At 56.0% G+C, this 20,098-nt stretch carries 17 protein-coding genes and 3 pseudogenes; 8 read left to right on the top strand and 12 right to left on the bottom strand.

The genetic code is table 11. The features are described from left to right. Position 1: 1 nt before the first annotated feature. The 5 genes from ACMHLQ_RS18605 to ACMHLQ_RS18585 all read right to left on the bottom strand — a co-directional run bounded on the left by ACMHLQ_RS18605 (position 2) and on the right by ACMHLQ_RS18585 (position 6,156). Positions 2-532, bottom strand: a complete 531-nt coding sequence (locus ACMHLQ_RS18605) for a phage tail protein (RefSeq protein ID WP_415402181.1) — start codon at positions 530-532, stop codon at positions 2-4. A 10-nt stretch (positions 533-542) separates the two neighbouring features. Continuing rightward, positions 543-2,498, bottom strand: a complete 1,956-nt coding sequence (locus tag ACMHLQ_RS18600) for a phage tail sheath family protein (RefSeq protein WP_415402180.1) — start codon at positions 2,496-2,498, stop codon at positions 543-545. Positions 2,499-3,081: 583 nt separating this feature from the next. After that, positions 3,082-3,246, bottom strand: coding sequence for a hypothetical protein (locus ACMHLQ_RS18595; RefSeq protein WP_415402179.1), 165 nt, complete (start codon positions 3,244-3,246; stop codon positions 3,082-3,084). 74 nt (positions 3,247-3,320) lie between these two features. Beyond that, entirely contained in the window at positions 3,321-4,388 is a 1,068-nt protein-coding gene (locus tag ACMHLQ_RS18590) for a helix-turn-helix domain-containing protein (RefSeq protein WP_415402178.1), read from the bottom strand. 913 nt (positions 4,389-5,301) lie between these two features. Next, positions 5,302-6,156: a LysR family transcriptional regulator gene (locus ACMHLQ_RS18585; protein WP_415402177.1), complete on the bottom strand. Its 855-nt coding sequence runs from the start codon at positions 6,154-6,156 to the stop codon at positions 5,302-5,304. Positions 6,157-6,381: 225 nt separating this feature from the next. On the opposite strand from ACMHLQ_RS18585, the gene ACMHLQ_RS18580 reads away from it, so the two are divergent. The 6 genes and pseudogenes from ACMHLQ_RS18580 (at position 6,382) to ACMHLQ_RS18555 (ending at position 12,163) form a co-directional block, all read left to right on the top strand. Beyond that, positions 6,382-7,251, top strand: a complete 870-nt coding sequence (locus ACMHLQ_RS18580) for a DMT family transporter (RefSeq protein ID WP_415402176.1) — start codon at positions 6,382-6,384, stop codon at positions 7,249-7,251. Positions 7,252-7,307: 56 nt separating this feature from the next. Further along, positions 7,308-8,539: pseudogene (locus ACMHLQ_RS18575) on the top strand (MFS transporter). A gap of 276 nt (positions 8,540-8,815) precedes the next feature. Next, positions 8,816-9,265, top strand: a complete 450-nt coding sequence (locus tag ACMHLQ_RS18570; RefSeq protein WP_415402175.1) for a YybH family protein — start codon at positions 8,816-8,818, stop codon at positions 9,263-9,265. Positions 9,266-9,676: 411 nt separating this feature from the next. Next, on the top strand, positions 9,677-10,261 hold the full coding sequence (locus tag ACMHLQ_RS18565; RefSeq protein WP_415402174.1) for a hypothetical protein: 585 nt from the start codon (positions 9,677-9,679) through the stop codon (positions 10,259-10,261). Next, a complete protein-coding gene (locus ACMHLQ_RS18560; protein ID WP_415402173.1) occupies positions 10,254-11,441 on the top strand; it encodes a CaiB/BaiF CoA transferase family protein in 1,188 nt (395 codons plus the stop codon). Before ACMHLQ_RS18565 ends, ACMHLQ_RS18560 begins: the two co-directional genes overlap by 8 nt. After that, positions 11,438-12,163 (top strand): enoyl-CoA hydratase/isomerase family protein, encoded by a 726-nt coding sequence (locus tag ACMHLQ_RS18555; protein WP_415402172.1) that lies wholly within the window; start codon positions 11,438-11,440, stop codon positions 12,161-12,163. Before ACMHLQ_RS18560 ends, ACMHLQ_RS18555 begins: the two co-directional genes overlap by 4 nt. Here the strand turns inward: ACMHLQ_RS18555 and ACMHLQ_RS18550 are convergent. Beyond that, the gene (locus ACMHLQ_RS18550) at positions 12,156-12,770 is read right to left on the bottom strand and encodes an FMN-dependent NADH-azoreductase (RefSeq protein WP_415402171.1); all 615 of its coding nucleotides are present in this window, start codon (positions 12,768-12,770) and stop codon (positions 12,156-12,158) included. The two genes, ACMHLQ_RS18555 and ACMHLQ_RS18550, sit on opposite strands and share 8 nt — an antisense overlap. Positions 12,771-12,991: 221 nt before the next feature. On the opposite strand from ACMHLQ_RS18550, the gene ACMHLQ_RS18545 reads away from it, so the two are divergent. After that, a complete protein-coding gene (locus tag ACMHLQ_RS18545) occupies positions 12,992-13,381 on the top strand; it encodes a YybH family protein (RefSeq protein WP_415402170.1) in 390 nt (129 codons plus the stop codon). A gap of 19 nt (positions 13,382-13,400) precedes the next feature. On the opposite strand, the pseudogene ACMHLQ_RS18540 reads toward ACMHLQ_RS18545, so the two are convergent. From ACMHLQ_RS18540 to adh, 6 genes and pseudogenes are all read right to left on the bottom strand, one after another. Next, positions 13,401-14,588, bottom strand: a pseudogene (locus tag ACMHLQ_RS18540) (trans-sulfuration enzyme family protein). 21 nt (positions 14,589-14,609) lie between these two features. Next, complete coding sequence (locus ACMHLQ_RS18535) at positions 14,610-15,062, bottom strand: nuclear transport factor 2 family protein (protein WP_415402169.1); 453 nt, start codon at positions 15,060-15,062, stop codon at positions 14,610-14,612. A 78-nt stretch (positions 15,063-15,140) separates the two neighbouring features. Next, the gene (locus tag ACMHLQ_RS18530; protein ID WP_415402168.1) at positions 15,141-15,542 is read right to left on the bottom strand and encodes a rhodanese-like domain-containing protein; all 402 of its coding nucleotides are present in this window, start codon (positions 15,540-15,542) and stop codon (positions 15,141-15,143) included. Between the two features lie 32 nt (positions 15,543-15,574). Next, positions 15,575-16,681 (bottom strand): FAD-dependent oxidoreductase, encoded by a 1,107-nt coding sequence (locus ACMHLQ_RS18525; RefSeq protein ID WP_415402167.1) that lies wholly within the window; start codon positions 16,679-16,681, stop codon positions 15,575-15,577. A gap of 48 nt (positions 16,682-16,729) precedes the next feature. Next, positions 16,730-17,122 (bottom strand): DUF779 domain-containing protein, encoded by a 393-nt coding sequence (locus ACMHLQ_RS18520; RefSeq protein WP_415402166.1) that lies wholly within the window; start codon positions 17,120-17,122, stop codon positions 16,730-16,732. Positions 17,123-17,220: 98 nt separating this feature from the next. Next, the gene (gene adh / locus ACMHLQ_RS18515) at positions 17,221-18,741 is read right to left on the bottom strand and encodes an aldehyde dehydrogenase (RefSeq protein WP_415405317.1); all 1,521 of its coding nucleotides are present in this window, start codon (positions 18,739-18,741) and stop codon (positions 17,221-17,223) included. 280 nt (positions 18,742-19,021) lie between these two features. Between adh and ACMHLQ_RS18510 the strand changes: the two are divergent. After that, positions 19,022-20,024: pseudogene (locus ACMHLQ_RS18510) on the top strand (YeiH family protein). The last annotated feature ends 74 nt before the right edge of the window (positions 20,025-20,098 follow it).

The raw sequence follows: 20,098 nt of genomic DNA, 5'->3' as shown, positions 1-20,098 counted from the left end.
GTCAGGCCGCCGGTACATCAAATGTCGGCTCGGATGCGGGCGTCACCTCGTAGTCGCGTTCCCAACCTTCGTTCTCCAGCTTGATCGACTGGATGGCAAAAGCGGAACTGTCGGCTTGCAGGTCGGGGAAGGCGCGGAATTCAGACACCCAGCACCGGAAGATGTTGTAGGCCAGAACAAGCCCACCCGCCTCGTCATAGATTTCAAGCATCAGGTCCTTGCGGAAATCAGACAGCGACACCTCGGCCCCCAGCGCAGTGCCGTAGTTCCAGACCTTGTTGGCCCAAACCTCGAACTGCGTGTTGTTGGTGACACCGCGTTCCATCGTGATGGCCTCGTATTTCACCTGGCCCGGTGATTTGCGCATCAGGGACGGATCGCCCCCCTCGCGGTACTCCATCACTTCGACTGTGCGCGACAGGGCGCTGACCTTGTTGACGGCAAAGAAATAGTCGCCGCCCACCTCCTTGATGCGGAATTTGTAACCGGCATAGGGGATGGCGCGTGCGCCTGTGAGATCAAGCTGTGTCATCGGGCCCTCCTTACACGTCTTGCTGGATTTGCAGTTGCAGGCTGATCACCACGAACTCCGCCGGGCGCAGCGGCGCAAAACCGACAAAGATGTTGACGATGCCCGCAGCAATGTCGGCAGGCGTTGTCGTTTCGGCGTCGCACTTGACCCTGTACGCTTCGTCAGGCGATGCGCCCTGAAACGCGCCTTGTCGGAACAGCCCTTGCATGAACGACCGCGTGGCACTGCGCATTTCGTTCCACAGTGGTTCATCATTCGGCATGAAGACCGCCCATTGCAGGCCATCAAACAGCGTGCTTTCGATGAAATTGGCCATGCGCCGCACTGGAATGTATTTCCAGTCCGAGGCCAGCAAATCGGCACCTGCAAGCGTGCGCGCGCCCCAGGCCACATTGCCGGGAATGTCGAAATTGCGCAGCGCGTTCAGGCCCAGCGGGTTGATCACCCCGTTCTCCGGATCGGTCATCGCAAAGTCCAGGGCGAGCACGTTGTTCAGCCGCGATGTGATGCCCGCCGGGGCCTTCCACACGCCGACCTGACTATCGGTGCGCGCCCATATGCCGGCCATCGTACCCGAAGGCGCAACAGAACGTGGGCGATTGTCCATGCCCGGGTCAGGCACCTGCACGTTGGGCACATAGGCCACGGAGTATTCGGATCGCAGCCCGGCATCGGAGATTTCGTCCAGCCACGCCTCGCACTCTTCGATGGTGTCCGTGCCAAGCGGTGGGTCGATGAAGACCATCGCGCGACGTTCCTGGCAGTAGGAAATCGCAGCCCCCATCACCGACGCAAGGTTGGCGGTCGAGCCGAGGCGCGATGCCTCGGGAATGGCAAGCATCGTAAAGGCCGCGATATCATCCAGCGCATAAAGGCCAGTGCGCGTCGCCCGGCTGCCCCGCAACTCGGCTGCGGTGGGCGGGCTGCCATCCGCACCGGCGGTGCCGATGGATTGAAAGCCCAGGGGTGCCGCGTTTGTCGGCGCGTATTGCATCACGTTGGATTGCGCGACGGCACCGTCCAATGACAGGCGCACGGCGAGATCGCCGACATTGTCTGCAATCGTGACCAGCGTGGCCGGGTCGTAGTCGGGCGAGCCGCGGCCCGGCTGCACGCGCAGACGCGTGCCCACCACCGTGACAGTGGCTTGTGACCACAAGCGATCCGCCGGGAAGGCTGCGCGGATCGCGCCTTGCAAGAGGTTCGCCGCTTCGGCAATCGTTGTCGGCACCACGGGCACCGGCACATCAACCGACTGCGTGCCTGCGCCGAAATCAATGTCGAGCGTGTTTGCAGCAGCTATGCCCGGGAACTGGGTGTCATCCACCACGTCCGAATAGTAGCCTGTCGGCGCGGGCAACCCGCCACCCCATCCCCCGTCGCGCGAAATCTGGATCAGGCCTGATGCGGCGTTGACCACGTCGATGGCATTGCGCAGCCCAGGCGCAATCGTGATGTTGCGGTAGACCTCGGTGCGCACCGCGACCTCGATCCCGTTCTCATCCCGGATTTCGGAGATGGTCAGATTGAACTGGGTCAGTGGGTCCGTCGTCAGATGATCGACGTCAAAGCGCAGCGCGTTGGCCCATTCCCCGGGATCATCCAGCGAAGTTCCCGCGATCCGGCGCCCGGCCGTGAACCGCAAGGTGTCCGCCGGTGCAACGGCCTCGTCCTGAACCACGACGGTGGCGGCGCTGGCATCGGGGCTGACCCGCACGCTGTAACACTGCCCTGCCCCGTTCAGGAAACACTGGGATACCGCAAAGCTTGTCGGGTAGTCCGTATGCACCCCGCCAAAGTCGCTGTCGAAATCACCGAGGGTGAACATTCGGATCGGAGTGTCCAACGGCCCACGCGAAAACGCACCCACAAACGCCGCGATGGACGTGGGTGCGCCGACAATCGTGCGCGCTCCGCTTGGAATTTCTCGAATGTAGACGCCCGGGAACGTTGGAATAAACGCCATAGGATCTTCCTGTCATTTGAACGCACGTTTCCTGCGCCCGCAAAAATCATCGCGCGGGCTGAAAAAGTACCGATGGGTCGGATCGATCAAGCAGAGCGTCTAAAAAATCACAACTAAATCAATAAGGTACAGATCACTCAAAGCTCTCGACCAAATATTTTACCGTGTCAAACGCTGACACAAAGACCGGTTTTTTTCAACTATACGGCACAGATTGAACGGTGCTTGATTTGCGCGCATGGCGCGAGTTATCTGTGCAGCGCCCTGTCGGGCAAACGGCTCGAAAATGGATTAGTGCTGAGATTTGAAGGCGCTACTCGGTCAGGTTGAAGTTTGCCATACGGACCTCACGACATGCTGATCGCAGGCGGCGGAAAAATGCCGAACCGATGGGTTTGATCTCGCCGATGAGAGGCGTGTACCGGGCTGCGACAACGGGCAAAACGCATCCGCGCATGTCGAATTGGCCCAGCGTTGAAGCAACGATTCGTGTCGAAACGCTCAACGCTGGGCCATGCAATTGTGCCAGGTTCATCGACTGGCCGAACCCTGTCCGGGTCCTGAACCTCGTCGTAGCGCCGTGTCAGTAACCCTGCTTCTGGGTTGCCGCCTTGGAACACGGCTTGAACAATCCGCAAAAGCTGCCCGCGTCCGGGTATGTCGACGGCGGCATGGTGGGCGCGTTTTGGGCCGACACCTGGGCAAGGCTGGCAAAGACGATCAGTACAGCAAGAAGGAAGGGGCGCATTGGGCATCTCCGTTTCGTGGTTGATGACCCAAATCTGCGATGCGCCCTCTTCTCTTGCGCGTCGGTTTCGAAAATCAGTGCAGGTTTGCAGCTATTGACGATGATTTGTCAGAATCGGCGAATGCCCTGGATTGCGCGGTCCGCCGATACTCGGTCGGGCTGTGCCCCATCTCGGCACGGAACGCCCGGTTGAACGGCCCGACTGACGCAAAGCCGACATCGTAGGCAATTTCCAGTATCGTTACGCTCATCCGCTCGGGATCGGACAGCGCGGCACAGGCCGCTTCGATACGAGCGCGGTTGATAAAGCTCGAAAAGTTGCGGTGGCCCAACCCTTGATTGATGGCGCGCCTCAGACGGTGCTCCGGGACGGAAAGCTTTCCGGCGAGCGCGCCGATCGTCAGCCCTTCCTCGCGCCAGATACCGGCTGACATCGCTGACTGAACACGCGCGATGAGCGCCGGATCTGTGAAGGCGTCCTGCCCTGGCAGGCACTCAGCGGCCTCGGGCGGTGTCTCGCCCGGCCACCGATCCGCGTCGGGTCGCAGCAACCATACTGCAAATGCCAGCGCCACAGCCAATGTCCCGACGGCATGCAAGAGCGCAAGGATCACGCTGCCTTCCTCCAGCAGCCCGGTGATCTGCCCCATGGTCAAAAGCAAAGCCAGCCCGGCAATGGCCGCGGCAAAGCCCGGGCGCGCACGGCAACGACATTCCACCAGATCATCGCGCGTGGACCAGAGCGACAGGATGAACAGCGCCCCGTAAAGGACCACGGCCATTGGCAGGCACAGGGCAAGAAAACTGGGGAACGCGACGTGTATGTAAAGAGCGACAGAGGTGACCAAGGACGCGCCAATCCAGGGCCACCGCTGCCCCGGCGCATCGAGAAAAATTGTCACGATCAGCCACGTGATCGCAGCCGGCGTAAAGCTGGACAACAGATTGAGATTGGCAAGCAGGGTCGGATGCAGATCAAGCGGCAGCGCCGTCGTGGTGATCAGGAATGCCGTTTCCGTCACCGCCAGCGCCGAGACGGACAAACGCCCCTCCCGCCCGATGGGCGCGCGCCACAGCAAGGACGCCAGCAAAAGCAGGATCGTGATTGCGCCACCGCGCAACGCAAGGTCGAGGTAGATCATGTCCGGCCCATTCCTTTCCCCGGGGTATCGGTTGCGCGCCAATATAGGGATACGATGAACCTTCCGCGCGTCGATTTCTGAAAATGAAGCGCCGATTCTGAAAATCGACTGGTGCGAGCGCCGGTGTGTGGCCAACGCGCACGCCTTTACGGCGCGATGGTTTCAGGGGCGTTGCGCCATGTGCAGGTCATGGCATGTCATGACACAGACGAAAGGATGCGCTGTGCGCTAGACGGCCAGTGCCGGGGCCTACGTGGGCTGATGAACGGTCACCAACAGGATCGGGAGGAGACAGGTGGCGGAGACAAAGTCCTAGATTTGCTGCAAACCGGCGAACTAAGCTTTTGTTTTTGAGAGGTTCTCGGTTGGTGCATGTTGCAAAATGTACAGCAGAGTTAGCAAAGTTTCGCTTCTCATAGGCTTTAGGAGAGGGAACCTATTGCTGGGCATCGTTCAATTGCGAAGCAAATAGCTTCGCGTTTCTTGTTCGTAAGACACTGACGTGTGGGCCCAGATCAGGAGGTCAAGGCTCCTTGCCGTCGTTCTTCGGTGAGGCACGATGCTGCGTTGCGACCCACCGAAGGAGGCATTCGCTGCGTCTGCTCGATATCGGCGGTAGCAAATGTCTAAAATGCGGGACTTTCCGGCCTTTTGCTCGCGCAGCTATTGCTGACGCAGCATCCATTCGCAAGCGCAGCACGTTCTCCGCCGCGTTGCAGCCAAGGTCGTCAGAGCTGTCATTCAACCCGGCTTGATGAAGTCTAATCCAAACCGCACTTTCGCTGTATGGTACGAGAACCACCGATACACAGGATGAACTTGTCGTCAGAGTTCACACTCTCAAGTTCTACTTTGCGCGCTTCGCGAACGCAGAGAAAAACACCAATGGCGGACTTTGGGTAAGCCATAACTTTCAGGTGGCTTGCCGGATCGCATGCGACATTGCCTGCGCCAAATCCTGAGGTGCCTCAGGCGCAACGACGATTGACCGCTTGAATTTCAGTAATTTTGGAAATCCGTCCTTTTGGGACAGAATTTTCATGCCGGGTTCAATATTGCTTTCGTAAATGATGCCGATGGCAAAGCCGGCGCGGATGGCCGCCTTTTGGCTCATGATACCGGTGCATTCAAAGGCAATGTTGTACGACCGTCCGATCTCGTCGAGCTTTACTTTTGGAAGTTCACCCATCCAACAACCGTGATTGATGATGGCCAGAGGCACTGGCGCATCCCTTTCAAGTTGCATCTCTTTTGATGCAACCCACACAGCTTGCTGTTCGCGGAACACATCACCCGGTGCATTGTAAGCTGCCGAACAGACTGCCATGTCCAATTCACCCTTGTGGATCGCATCGGGAAACCGGGCGGTGCAGCCCGAATGCGCGATGACATCAACGCCGGGGTTGGATTGTTTGAACTGGGTGAGCGCGTGTTCCAACACACCTTCATCAAAGTCGTCAGGAATTCCGACCCTGATCCGACCGTTGAGTGGCTTGGCAAAAAGCGCCTGCACTTTGGCCAGTTCAGACAGGCTGCGTCGCGCAACCGGCAGGAGCCTTTCGCCGCTTGGGGACAGCGACATGCCTTTGCCTTCTCGTACGAACAGGGATGTGCCTAAGTCGGTTTCAAGTTTGCGTAGCTGCACGCTGATGGCCGATTGGCTGCGGCTTAATCGCGCTGCAGCAATCGTAAGATTTCCGCAATCCGCAATGGCAACGAAAGTCTTGAGCAGATTGCCGTCGGTGAATGTTCGTTCGGAAATGTTCATGGGTGCATTCATATCATTTCATTTTAACAATCGCCAGAAGCGGCATACGTCTGGTTCTGAACACCAGACCAAGGAGGCCGCCCGATGGCCGACATCGACACGCAACGAATTGCTGCAACTTTGGCAAGTTTCGCGGAAGGCATCTGCGATCCGTGATGTTGGCAACACTCGGATCGCAGATGCCTTCCGCTCCAGTGAGAAGCTCGGATGAATGACCAGCGACCAATGTGGCTTGTTTTTGCGCCCGGAATATTTCTGGCGATTTGGTCTACGGGCTACGTGGCGGCGAAATTTGGCCTTGGATACATCGAGCCGATGACGTTCCTGACCCTGCGGTTCGCTTGCGTGGTCATCATCATGGCTGGATTGTTCGCCATTCTGCGGCCGCCTCTTCCCAAGTCGCCGTCGGAGTGGGCACATCTGGCCATCGTTGGGTTCCTTCTTCAGGCCATGTATTTCGGCATGTGCTATATGTCGTTCAACGCCGGGCTTTCCGTCGGGACTCTCGCACTGCTTCTGGCAATGCAGCCAATCCTTACGGGTCTGATCGCACCACGTTGGGTGGGTGAGACCGTAAGCTGGCGACAGTGGGCCGGGCTTGTGTTGGGCTTGGTTGGGGTTGTCTTGGTGGTCACCGCGCGTTCGGAAATCGCGGCGCCCTCTCCCATCGGTTTCGTATTTGCTGCCCTCGCCCTGATCGGCATCACGGGCGGCTCCCTCTGGGAAAAAAGGTTTGGCGTCTCACATCATCCGGTCACTGCCAACCTGGTCGGATTCGCGGCAGGGTTTCTTGGTGTGGTCCCATTCATGGTCGCTTTTGAAAGCATGCAGATCACGTGGACATGGCAGTTGGTCGCATCGCTCGTCTATCTGATTGTTGCCAGCTCACTGATCGCAATTGGGCTGTTACTGGCCATGATCCGAGCCGGAGACGTGTCGAAAGTCTCTGCGCTTTTCTTTCTGGTCCCTCCTCTGGCGGCGGCGGTTGCCTGGATTGTCCTTGACGAGATCATGCCGCCAATCGCGTGGCTCGGGATGCTGGTTGCGGGCCTTGGCGTTTTCCTTGCGACGGCCACGAAAAGCCAAGCCACCTAGACTGCGCTGACTTTTCAGCGGCCCTTCACGTTTCCAAGATCTTCAGGACCCTTCAAATGACCTCCTCCTCAGCCAATGACGGGCGTGTAAAACGAAACATTTTCGTTCTTGTGATGGCGCAAGCGTTCCTTGGAGCGCAGATGCCCATGATTTTTGTTGTTGGCGGATTGGCCGGCGGCATGTTGGCGAGCAATGTTTGCTTTGCCACATTGCCTATTTCGATGATCGTTTTTGGTTCCATGACAACCGCGCCCTGGCTGTCCCCCGTGATACAGCGCAAAGGACGCAAGTTCGGTTTTTTGTTGGAGCTATTGGTCGCGCACTGGGTGCGGCCATTGCGGCGTATGCGCTCTATACCAGTTTCTTTACCTATCTTCTGATCGGTTCCTATCTGACTGGAACCTATATGTCGGCCCAAGGCTTCTACCGGTTTGCCGCTGCTGACACCGCATCAGATACGTTTCGCCCACAGGCAATCTCCTACGTGATGGCGGGCGGGCTGCTGTCCGCGATCTTTGGACCACAACTGAACAAACTGGTCTTTGATGTCTCGGTGATACCTTTTCTGGGAACCTACTTGACGATCATCGCCATGAACCTTGTTGGCATGTTTCTCTTCCTGTTGCCTGACCTCAAGGGACCTGACGACAGCCTTGCTTCCAAGGCCAAGCCCGCCCGTGTCCGGTCCCGTATCGACCTGTTGAAGAACCCCACGATCCTGGTCGCCATCATACGTGGGATGGTCTCATATTCGCTCATGAATCTCGTAATGACATGCACGCCGATCGCAGTAGTCGGCTGCGGGTTCACCAACGAAAACGCCGATGACATCGTGTCAGCCCATGTTCTGGCAATGTATATTCCGTCTTTTTTCACCGGACATCTTATCGTGCGATATGGCGTCACAAAAATCATCACTCTCGGGTTGGCGATTCTGTTTCTCGCAGGTGCCGTGGCTTTGATGGGGGTGACGCTTTCTCATTTCTGCGTTGCACTGGTGTTGCTGGTCATAGACTGGAATTTCGGTTTCGTGGGCGCCATCACCTTGCTTGGTTCTGGAAATGCATCCCATGAAAGGGGGCGTGTTCAAGGACTGAATGACATGATGGTATTTGGCTGCGCAACGTTTGCCAGCCTTGCGTCCGGTGGCCTAATGAACTGTGCAGGCGGGTCAGCGGTTGCTGGGTGGCAGGCTGTCAACTATGCCATGCTTCCCTTTCTGGTTCTCGCTGCCGCTGCGTTGATTTGGTTGACCGTTGGTCGCCGTTCAGACCCGCTTCAAAGCTAGGGTTCCTGGCCCCGGCGTTTACGGAACCGGGGTTTCAGGAAACTGGACATTCAGGTGCGTGCAACTCGGGGCTTCGATGCGCTGACCTATGCCTGATGAACGTTGAAACGATCAGAAACGCGTAGGACGCCGAAACAGCAGAGCAGAACTTCGCGCAGCTCAATCACGTGCTGTCTCAATTTTGAAACAACTTGGTTGCATACCCTCTGTCTCCGACATCGTGACACGTGAACGGTCTCCTTATGTGTCGACGGAAACAAAGCAAAAGGAGACAACATGCTTTTGAAGAACATGACCATTGCATTTGCCATTGCTCTCATGTGCCAGATGGCCATGGCACAAGACCAAGATGATGATGTTTCGGCAATCGCTGCAATCGATCAGGAATTCGAAGAGGCACTCGCGGCAGGCAGTGCGGAGCGGATGGCAAGTGTATACACAAGCAATGGCCAAGCGCTGCCACCCAACGGAGAGATTGTGGAGGGGCACGAAAGCCTTACGGCTTTCTGGCAAGGCGCAATTGATGCCGGATTTGCAAGTGCCGACCTTGAACAGGTGGAGTTGGAGATATTCGGCGAAAACGCCATCCAGGTCGGCCGGTACGTTCTCACGATGCGCGATGGCAGCATCGCGGATCAAGGCAAACTGATGATTCACTGGAAACAGGAGGCCGGCGAATGGCGTTGGCATCGTGACATTTGGAACAGCTCCCTGCCCGCCAACTAACCAACTGAATACCATCACCCCCTGCCTTGACTGCGGGCACTGCAGGGGGTGGTGACTTGTATTTGAGCGTCACCGCCGAATGCTGGTCATTGTGGCAGGGCGTTTGGCCTATCGACCGATTTCTCCTTCAAATCTGTGGCGATACCCGGCTTCTTGCAGTGCTTCACAATCGGCAGCGGTCATACCGTGTTGTGATCATTGCTGGTGATCGGATGGACATTTCCGTCCTTACCACTTTCGCAAAATGTCTGAGCCTGGACTGACGTTGCAGCCTCCCCCCAAAAGTAAACAGACGCTTTGGCAAGCCGTGTCCCAAAAGCGAGACAAGTGACCAATCTTAGCGCTGAGGGCTCCTCGCATCGCGTTTTTCTTCTTGTCATCCTTTGCCGCGAAATCATGCGAGGACCAGCAATGAACGCCGTTCAGGACACCTATTCGATCGATGCCTATGCCGCGGATATACGCGCTATCGTCGCCTCGGAATCCAATGACCGCTTGATAACAGATGCCATCAAACCACTCGCCAAGCGTTTCGCCACTTCGCCGGGTTGGTTCAAGCCAGAATACCGCGAGGTAGACCCTTCTCAGGGGTTTGGCGTGCATCTTTTGCACGAGGAAGACGACCATAGGCTGGCCGTCTTCGTTTTTGCCTGGGCACCCGGGAAAGGCACCAATCCACACAATCACAAAACTTGGGCAGTTGTCGCCGGCATTGAAGGTCAAGAACACGAGGTGAATTACAAACGTCTGGATGATGGCAGCCGGGTCGGGTTCGCCGAGCTTGAGCAAACCTTTGAAGAGACGATGCGGCCGGGAATGGTCGCTGCGTGCTTGCCCGACGACATCCACACCGTGGAAAACATAGGAGAACAGGTTTCAGTGTCGCTTCACACCTATGGGCTGCACCTTAACCACACAGGCCGTTCAGAGTTTGATCTGACCTCGAGAACCGAGCGGCCCTACATCGTGAAAGTTTCGGAGGAACAAGATGGCTGAGTCTCTTACAAAGCCACCACTGGCCGGTGTGCGTGTACTAGAGTTCGGACAGATCGCTGCAGGTCCGTTTGCGGGATCGTTACTCGCCGATTTGGGGGCGGATGTCGTCAAGGTAGAACGTCCGGATGGCGGCGACGGCATGAGGGCTTGGCCACCACTGACCGACAACGGCGCAGGTGACGTCTATTCCGAGAACTTCGCGTCGCTAAATCGGAACAAGCGATCGATCACAGCCAACTTGAAAGACCCGGACGAGGTCGCACGTCTGAAACGGCTTGCTGGCGAATGTGACGTCGTAGTCGAAAACTTCCGTCCCGGCGTCCTTGACCGCCTGGGATTGGGATACGCTGCGCTAAGCGCCGACAATGCCGCTTTGGTCTACTGCTCGATATCGGGGTACGGACAAACGGGCCCTTACCACAAGAAAGGCGCTTTCGATGTTACCGTTCAAGGCATGAGCGGACTTATGAGTGTGACCGGCGAAAAGGGCGGCGACCCGGTCAAGGCCGGCGTGCCGGTTGGCGACTTCTGCGCAGGACTTTATGCTGGCTACACCGTTCTGGCAAAACTGATGCAAGCGCGGGAAACCGGCCAAGGGGGCCACATCGATTGTTCGATGCTTGGCAGCCTTCTTGGAGTGGCCGCACTGCAAACCTCCCAATACTTCGGAACCAGAGAAGCGCCTGAGGCTCTTGGCTCAGCGCATCCACGCAACGCGCCTTATCGCGCCTTCCAGGCAAGTGATGCGCCCTTCATCATTGCCGCAGGCAATGACAAGTTGTGGGAACAGGTCGCCCATGCAGTTGGTCTTTCCCACCTGACAGAAGATCCGCGCTTTGCAACGCAGTTTCTGCGCGCACAAAACCAAGATGCGATGTTCGATCTGTTGCAGCCAGAGTTCGAGAAACAGACAGTCGCGTACTGGTTGACTGAAATGGACAGTCGTGGGGTCCCTTGTTCGCCGATCAACACCTATCCGGAGGTCTTGGAAGGGGAGCAGGTCCGGCACATGAACCTGGTGCGTCCCGTTACGCTTCCCAATGGGCATAGGACACGGACAACGGCCTTTCCCATTCAGATGACCGGATACGATTTTGAAGTCTTCCGGAATCCCCCAAAGCTTGGGGCGCATAATGACGATGTTTTGGCAGACTGGCTTTCCGCAGAGGTTGCCACGTGACCGGCGTTGTCATGTCCGAATTGGTTCAAGATTGCCTGCATGTCTCTCTGAACCGGCCTGACAGGCTGAACGCGTTCAATGCCGAGCTTGTCGAAGGGTTGCATGATACCATGCAAGAGGCCGCAAGTGCGGATGTTCGCGCCGTCGTTTTTCGCGGCTGTGGAAAAGGGTTCTCGGGCGGTTTTGATCTGAGCGCGCTTGATGAGGAAAGTGACGGTGATCTTCTTCACCGCTTTGTACGGGTGGAGCAATTGTTGCAATTGGTGGCACATGCGCCGTTTGCGACAATCGCCTGTACGCATGGCCCATGCTACGGGGCCGCAGCCGACCTTGTTGCGGCATGCCAATCACGTATTGGAACCTCTACTGCGCGGTTCAGAATGCCGGGGGCTTTCTTTGGCCTGGTGCTTGGGACGGGGAGACTGTCAGCACTTGTCGGAGCGGACAGTGCCCGTCAGCTGGTACAAAGGTCCAAACCGTTTGGTGCAAAAGAAGCCGTTGAAACGGGTTTTCTGACGTCAATTGTGGAAGACGACAAGTGGGGCGCCTGGATCGAAGATCGGATGGAGCGTGTTCGCATGTTCGATCCCAAAACATACGCATCCCTCTGTGCACGACAGCGTGTGGATACGCGCTCGGCCGATTTGGAGACTCTGGTAAGCTCTGTCACATCATCGTCGATCAAGGCTCGTATCCAAGACTACGTCAGCAACCTTAGCTGACGATCGCCAGACGCGGTGACGCCGAACAGATGGTGTCACCGGAAAGGATTGCCTTGATCTGATTGCGGGCAGTTTTGATTGCTGTGTCAGGATCCGCCAGCAGAGTATCGGCGGCCACGACATTCACATCGGCAATACCAATGAAGTTCAAGACGTGGATCAGGTAGTCAGTCCCGTAGTCAATCGGGCCTCGGACTTCAGTTCCACCTGACACGAGTACGATATGAGCCGTCTTCCCCTCCAGAAGCCCAAGGAAACGGTCCCCTTGTGTCATAAAGGTAAGACCGGGCCGGACCACCTGATCAATCCAGCATTTCAAAGATCCGGGAACCGAGAAGTTATAGATCGGTGTTCCGATCACGATATGGTCCGCTTCCTCAATCTCGCAGACTAGCTTTCGTGAGGGAGCCAATGCACGCCTTTGTGCCTCGGTCCGTTCTGCTTCGGTCGTAAAATTCGCCTCAACCCAGGTGTCGTTCATGGGCGGGATTCCGTCCGCCAAATCTCGTTTCGTGAATGTTGCACCATGTTGTGCACACAGACCATCGACCAGTTCTTGGCTTAGCGCATGCGAGACCGAATTTTTCCGTCTCGCGCTCGTCGTCAAGTGAAGAACATGCGTCAATGTTTCTGCCCTCAGAGTGGATTCAGTTTTGTTCTACTTCGGTCTATCAGGAGAGATTGGTGAGGTGCCTCGAAGCGCAAAGAAAACCTTTTTTTGCGTCTCAAAATTGGGACAGCTGTCCCTAATGATCGGTCTGCTTGCGTAGAAATCTGGCTCTTCAAGCCGCAGGTTTGAAGAACAAACAACAAGCAGGAGGACTGAACATGACCACCCCAAGCAATGATGTTGCAGAAGCAATTTCGGCTAACAACCGTGATTTTGAGAAAGCGTTTGAGGCCTTGAATGCCGAAGGGCTCGCCGCCGTATACACATCGAACGGTATGTTGATGCCGCCGAACAGCCCAATCATCCAAGGTCGCGCCAACATGACCGCATTCTGGCAGAGCATGATCGATATGGGCATCGCAGGTGTTGAGCTCAACACCGTTGAGTTGGACCAGGTTGGCGACAGCGTTAACGAGGTTGGCAAATTCAAGTTGAAGACAGCCGATGGGTCTATCGCCGACAGCGGAAAATTCATCGTTGTCTGGAAACAAGAAGCCGGCAAATGGCTCTGGCACCATGACATTTTCAGCAGCGAGAACGCGGCCTGATCATAAGATCGCGTTGACCTCAGACCCGGGTCAGCGCGTTTTCAATATCAAAGACCAGATCATCGACGTCTTCCAAACCTACAGCCAGACGCAACAGCTCGTCATCGATACCGAATCGAGCGCGTTCCTAGGGTTTGTAGATCGCATGCGTCATCGTCGCTGGGTGCTGAACAAGCGTTTCTGCGTCTCCCAAGCTTACCGCGCATTTTATCAATCCCAGTGCATTGATAAATCGCCGACCCGCTTCGATGCCCCCATCAAAGCGCAATCCGATGATGGCGCCGCCACCCTTGGGCATCTGGCGTGCGACGAGGTCAGATTGTTCAAACCCAGGCAGACCGGGATAGAGAACAGACTTCAGCTTGTCGGATGCAGTAAGTGTATCCGCGATGTGCAAAGCAGAGGCTGAATGCGCTTTTACGCGTAGAACCAGCGTCTTGAGGCCCCGAAGGATTTGAAACGCTGTGAACGGCGACATCGCTGCGCCGGTGAGATAGCGAAGTCCTTTGCCCCTGACTTCGTTGATCAAATCGAGGCGCCCAACCGCAACACCACCAAGAAGGTCCCCGTGCCCGCCAAGAAACTTTGTGGCAGAGTGTACGACAATGTCCGCACCGTGCTCGATCGGGCGCTGCAAGACCGGCGTGGCAAAGGTGTTGTCTACAACAACCATCGCTTCGGCTGCATGCGCCAGTGCGGAAACTGCTGCGATATCAATGAGCCGCACATTCGGGTTCGACGGCGTTTCAAAAAAGACCATGCGGGCGGGAACCTTGAGGGCATCCGCGACGGCATCGAGGTCGGTCATATCAATGAAAACAGTTTCAATTCCAAAGTCGCGCAAACCCCTGGCAAAGAACGCAAAGCTACAGCCATAGACAACCTGATCGACAATGACGCGATCTCCGGCCTTCAAATGCGAAAGGGCGACAGTTGTGATCGCTGCGATGCCGGTGGCCAAGGCAAGACCGGCTTCTGCTCCTTCGAGGCTGGCCATGCGTTCTTCCAAGATAGCCTGGGTCGGATTTTTGGTTCTGCCGTAGACAAAGCCTTCGGCTTCACCCGCAAAGATTGCCGTCCCTTGCTCAGCCGTCTCGAACGCATACGTGGACGTCATGAACAAGGGCGGCGTGAGCGCGCCTCGAAACTCGGCAGGGTCATAGCCTAAGTGGATCGCACGCGTAGCTGGACCGGCGTCGGGGCGCATCTCATTTTTTGACATAGGACTTTACTTCATGATCGTTGTGTAGGTTTTCGACACGATCTTCCATCCGGCGGTCTTCATGCGCAGAAGGGTCAGGTAGTCGAAATAGTTCAACCTTGGCAGATCAATCTTTACCTTCACGACCGCCATATCGTTGGTGATTTCCAGCGATAGGATTTCGCTTGAGTTTTGCGGCACTTGCCCACTTGCGACCAGTTCCACGAGAGAGTCTTTTGGTGTCAGAACAAGCGCGCCATCGTCGTTCAGTGAGCTCAGGTTCACAGTCGAGTAAAACGCTTTGGCAACGCGCTCGGCGTCGCCGTCACGCAAACCTTCTATGTAGTTGTTAACGGTGTCAGTGATCTGCTTTTCGTCATTTCCGGTAAGCATCTTGTCGCCTCTGGTTGGTTTCGTCAGACCAGATACTTGGCGATTTCCCTTCAACACGACCACAAGGCGACACACCAGCGCCGCCAAGTCTGCCTCAGGACTGAGACAGGTCGGACCTCGAACAAAGTCGAACGCAACGGTTGGGTCATTTGATGACCCACGCAGTTAACGCTTCTGAACCTGTTCCACAGGTCCACCGTTTTCAGCCCATGTCGAAAATCCATCTTTCAGATGTGCCGCCTCAAAACCCATGTCCTGCAAAGTCGCGACTGTGAGAGCTGAGCGCCAGCCGGACGCGCAGTGGAATACGAAGCGCTTGCCCTGCTGTGCAAAGATGTCCTTGTGGTAGGGACTATCTGGATCGACCCAAAATTCGATCATACCGCGCGGTGCGTGAAATGAGCCTGGAATGGCACCCGTCCTTTGTCTTTCGCGAATGTCACGAATATCAACAATCACGACATCCGGATCATCGACCAAGCTTATCAGATCTGATGTTTCAAGCTCTTCAATCCTTGCCCGTGCTGCGGCAACCATCTGAGACACTGGTGTTTTCAGACTTTTCATTGTTGATTTCTCCCTTTTTTACCATAGCCCGCCTATCGGAACTGCTGCATGAATTCCCGATCGATCCGATCCTTGACCCACCAGACTAGGCGGCCTGCGACGCCAACACCGTACTTTTCACCAAAGGCTCTCTTTGCGCCGAGCGAGATAAGTTTCAGGTAATCCTTCTGCGGAGCATATGACTGAAGATCATCTCCGGTCAGAACACTCCTGAGGTTTTCGAAAAGTACCGGGGCCTGTCGGACGGCAAAGACACCCGCCTTGGGACGCGGATCAAAGGCAAGATGGGCACAATCTCCGACGGCGAAGACGCCTGCCATAGACGTTTGCAATGTTTGGTCGACCACAATCAAACCATTGTGCAGGTCCAAGCCAAGTTCCGATAACCAAGGCAAGGGGGTCGCGCCGGCTGCGCCAACAACGAAATTTGCCGGGATTGTCGCCCCATCCTCCAGTTCGACGAAGCTGTCCGATACTTTTTGCACGCATGTGTTTTCTCGAATCGTGACGCCATGTTTGACCAGTGATCGCCGGATGCGACGCCGCGCGACCCGGCTGGAGTTCGACAGAAGGGTTGTTCTATCAATCAGTGTCACGTTGTGTTTGTCCGTCGCATCCCGCAGCGCATAAGCCATTGCCATTGACAGTTCGGCACCAGCAATCCCGCCGCCGATGACAACAACGTCTTTGGAGCAATAGGACGATCTGAACTGATCCCAACGCGCCGCAAACGCCCCAAGTGGCTTGGCAGGCGTACCATAAAAACCGAAACCATCCAGGTCGTTCATGTCTGCAGTGATGCCCACGTCGATACTTGCAAAATCGAACCGCAGAGTGGATCCGTCTTCCAGCAAAATGCGCTTTTTGGCTTGATCCATACCAATTGCACGACCCGTGACGAGTTGGGCGCCCGCAGAACGGGCCAAGCGATCCAGATCGATCTCAATGTCGTCTCGACTATAGTGACCTGCGACAAAGCCCGGCAGCATTCCCGAATACGACGTCGTTGGTGTTGGGTTGATGACGGTCGCTCCAACATTCCCAAGCGGGGCCGACTTGAGCATACGCAAAACGAGCGCATGGGTGTGCCCGCCACCAACCAACACGATTTGCGGTCTATCGTCGTGAACGAGCGTCAAGGAGGGCAAGGTTAGGTCCATTTGGAGACGTAGCTGCGGTTGGTCCCCTCAGATATGAGGTAGAGATGTCAGTTCCGCATCTGTGAATAGCCGTGATCTCGTCAGAAACCGCTTCTCTCGGCCATTGTCCAAGCTGAACATGCCGCCGCGGCCTGGCACCACGTCGATGATAAGTTGCGTATGCTTCCAGACTTCAAACTGGGGGCCGGAAATATAAACGTCAGCCCCTTCAATATCACCAAGTTTCACATCGGATGCGCCGATCTGAAACTCACCCTTGGCAAAGCACATCGGGGCTGATCCATCACAGCAGCCACCAGATTGGTGAAACAAGACATCCCCGTGATCTGCTCGAATGTCGGCCAGCAGTGCTCTCGCAGCGTCAGTAGCTGTTACGCGAACCCTTGGAGCGGCCCCCTCGGGTAGTTTGTCATCAGTCACACAGTGAGCGTCACTTTGAGGCTGTGAGTTTTTCATTTCAGTGTTCTCCGGGCCTGTTCACGTGGCGGACCGCATCCGCCACGTGACAGTTTTAAGACTTAGAAGAAGCCCAGTTTGTTTGGGCTATAGCTGACCAACATGTTCTTTGTTTGCTGGTAGTGATCGAGCATCATCTTGTGTGTCTCGCGCCCGATGCCGGATTGTTTGTAGCCGCCAAATGCCGCGTGAGCTGGGTAGGCGTGATAGCAGTTGGTCCACACACGCCCGGCCTGAATGGCCCGGCCAAAGCGGTAACAGGTGTTGACGTCGCGGCTCCAAACACCTGCGCCGAGACCGTAAAGCGTGTCATTTGCGATATCCAAGGCTTCGTCTTCGTCTTTGAAGGTTGTGACCGAAACCACAGGTCCAAAAATCTCTTCTTGGAAAACCCGCATTTTGTTGTGGCCCTTCAGGATTGTCGGCTGGATGAAGCAACCGCCCGAAAGTTCGCCGCCATAATCCGCAGCGCCGCCCCCTGTCAGAACTTCGGCACCTTCCTGTCGGCCGATATCGAAATACGACAGGATTTTCTCTTGCTGCTCGGAAGAAGCTTGAGCCCCCATCATTACTCCTGCGAGCCGAGGGTCGCCCGTTACAATGGCATTTGTACGTTCGATGCAGCGCGTGATGAATTCATCATAAATGTCTTCATGAACCAGCGCGCGTGACGGACATGTGCATACTTCTCCTTGGTTCAGTGCGAAATTGACAAAACCCTCAATGGCCTTGTCGAGGAAGGCGTCGTCTTCACGCATGACATCCTTGTGGAATACGTTCGGGGACTTGCCGCCCAGTTCAAGCGTGACCGGAATCAGGTTCTCGGTCGCGTATTGCATGATCAGGCGGCCGGTCGTTGTTTCGCCCGTAAAGGCGATTTTGGCGATCCGGTTCGACTGAGCCAGGGGTTTGCCGGCTTCTAGGCCAAACCCGTTGACAACGTTCAGGACACCCGCGGGCAGTACATCGGCAATCAGCTCTGCCCAAACCATGATCGTCGCGGGTGTTTGTTCAGCCGGTTTGATGATCACCGCATTGCCTGCCGCCAACGCAGGCGCCAGTTTCCACGCCGCCATCAAGAGCGGAAAGTTCCAAGGAATGATCTGGCCTACAACGCCGAGAGGTTCGTGGAAATGATAGGCCACTGTATCATTATCGATTTCCCCCATCGTCCCTTCTTGGGCGCGAATGCATGAGGCGAAATAGCGGAAGTGATCAATCGCAAGAGGAAGGTCAGCGGCGGTGGATTCACGGATCGCCTTGCCATTGTCCCAAGTTTCGCAGGTCGCGAGAAGCTCCAAGTTCTCTTCCATGATATCTGCGATTTTCAGAAGTGCATTGGCGCGCTCGGTAACGGATGTCCGCGCCCAACCGTCCTTGGCCGCATGCGCTGCGTCTAGCGCTTTTTCGATGTCAGACGCGTCTGAACGCGCGATCTGATTGATGACTGCACCAGTGATCGGCGTTGTGTTGTCAAAATATCTGCCCGCGTTCGGTGGCACAAACTGCCCGCCGATGAAGTTGTCATACTTAGCTTTGAACGGGGACGTAAAGCCGGTCTGAGGTTGTGACATTACATTCATGATGATCCTCCCTTTTTGAACAGGGCAAACATCGATGCGCGTCGTGTTCTCTCCTAGGTGGTCGAGCGTTGAAAAGTTTCCAAATGTCCCGTGGGCGAGACAGCAAGCCTCGAAACAGCCGCGGTACTGCTGTTGATTGGTCACGATTTTGAGTTGCTTCCGGACTGCGCGAATAGAGCCCGCCGTAGGGAGCGAGCATCGTTTTGGGATCAGTTGAGAACGCTCATCTCGTCCCGGTTACCGGCAAAAGATGCGGCACCGTTTACAAGAAAGACCAACAATGAATTTATTCTCAACGATCGGAAGCCATTTCCCGGGAGTGTTGATTTCCTGCCTCGTTGCGATCGCTGCGCAGTTCATATCCGAGCACTACGGCGCTCCCGCAATGCTCATGGCGCTTTTGTTCGGCATCTCCCTCAGCTTCCTGTCAGAGGAAGTGCGATGCAAGGATGGGATTGCATTCTCAGCGAAAACTGTTCTGCGGCTGGGGGTCGCCTTGCTTGGTGTGAGGGTCAGCTTTGACATGGCGGCTGACCTTGGTTGGCAGGTCGTTGGTCTGGTCTTGGGCGGTGTTTTTTGCAACCATCGGGTTTGGGTTGGCGGTATCCCGATTCTTTGGTTATCGGGCCCGTTTTGCATTCTTGTCTGCAGGGTCAGTTGCAATCTGTGGAGCCTCCGCCGCACTGGCCATCTCTGCGATTTTGCCAAAGGACGAGCGTTCCGAAGAGCGCCTCGTCTTCACTGTGGTTGGCGTGACCTTGCTTTCGACAATCGCGATGATCCTTTATCCAATCATCGCCGAGTTGTTGGTCCTCGACCCCTCACAGGCCGGAATCTTCATCGGCGCAACAATACACGATGTGGCGCAAGTCGTCGGCGCAGGGTTTTCGATGTCGATGGAAACACGTGAAGTTGCCACCGTCGTTAAGCTCATCCGTGTTGCCATGTTGGCACCGGTCATTCTGATCGCGTCAATCGTGATCCGTAACAATGCGAAGGCTGTTGGAAGGGAAGATAGGCCTACCATTGTTCCCGCCTTCATGGTGGCATTCGTCGCATTCGTTGCTCTAAACTCCTTTGTCGCTATACCGGGCGCGGTCATCAACATCGCTGCAGAAGTATCCAGGTGGGCACTATTGACCGCTATTGCCGCTGTGGGACTAAGGACGTCGCTCAGAGATGTGATGCAAGTTGGCCCAGCAGCCATCTCACTACTCGTGTTGCAAACAGTGTTTATCGCCACATTCACGCTTGCTGGGATGTACTGGCTGAGCACACCGTAGGAACCGTCAGCAGTTCTGTCTTGCCAACAGCAGGGTCAGATTGGCTCGGAAAACTGAGAATCTGTCTCGGCACC

This window comes from Tateyamaria algicola, from assembly GCF_047715485.1.
GTDB lineage: Bacteria > Pseudomonadota > Alphaproteobacteria > Rhodobacterales > Rhodobacteraceae > Tateyamaria.
This window is presented reverse-complemented; position numbering and strand designations above follow the sequence as displayed.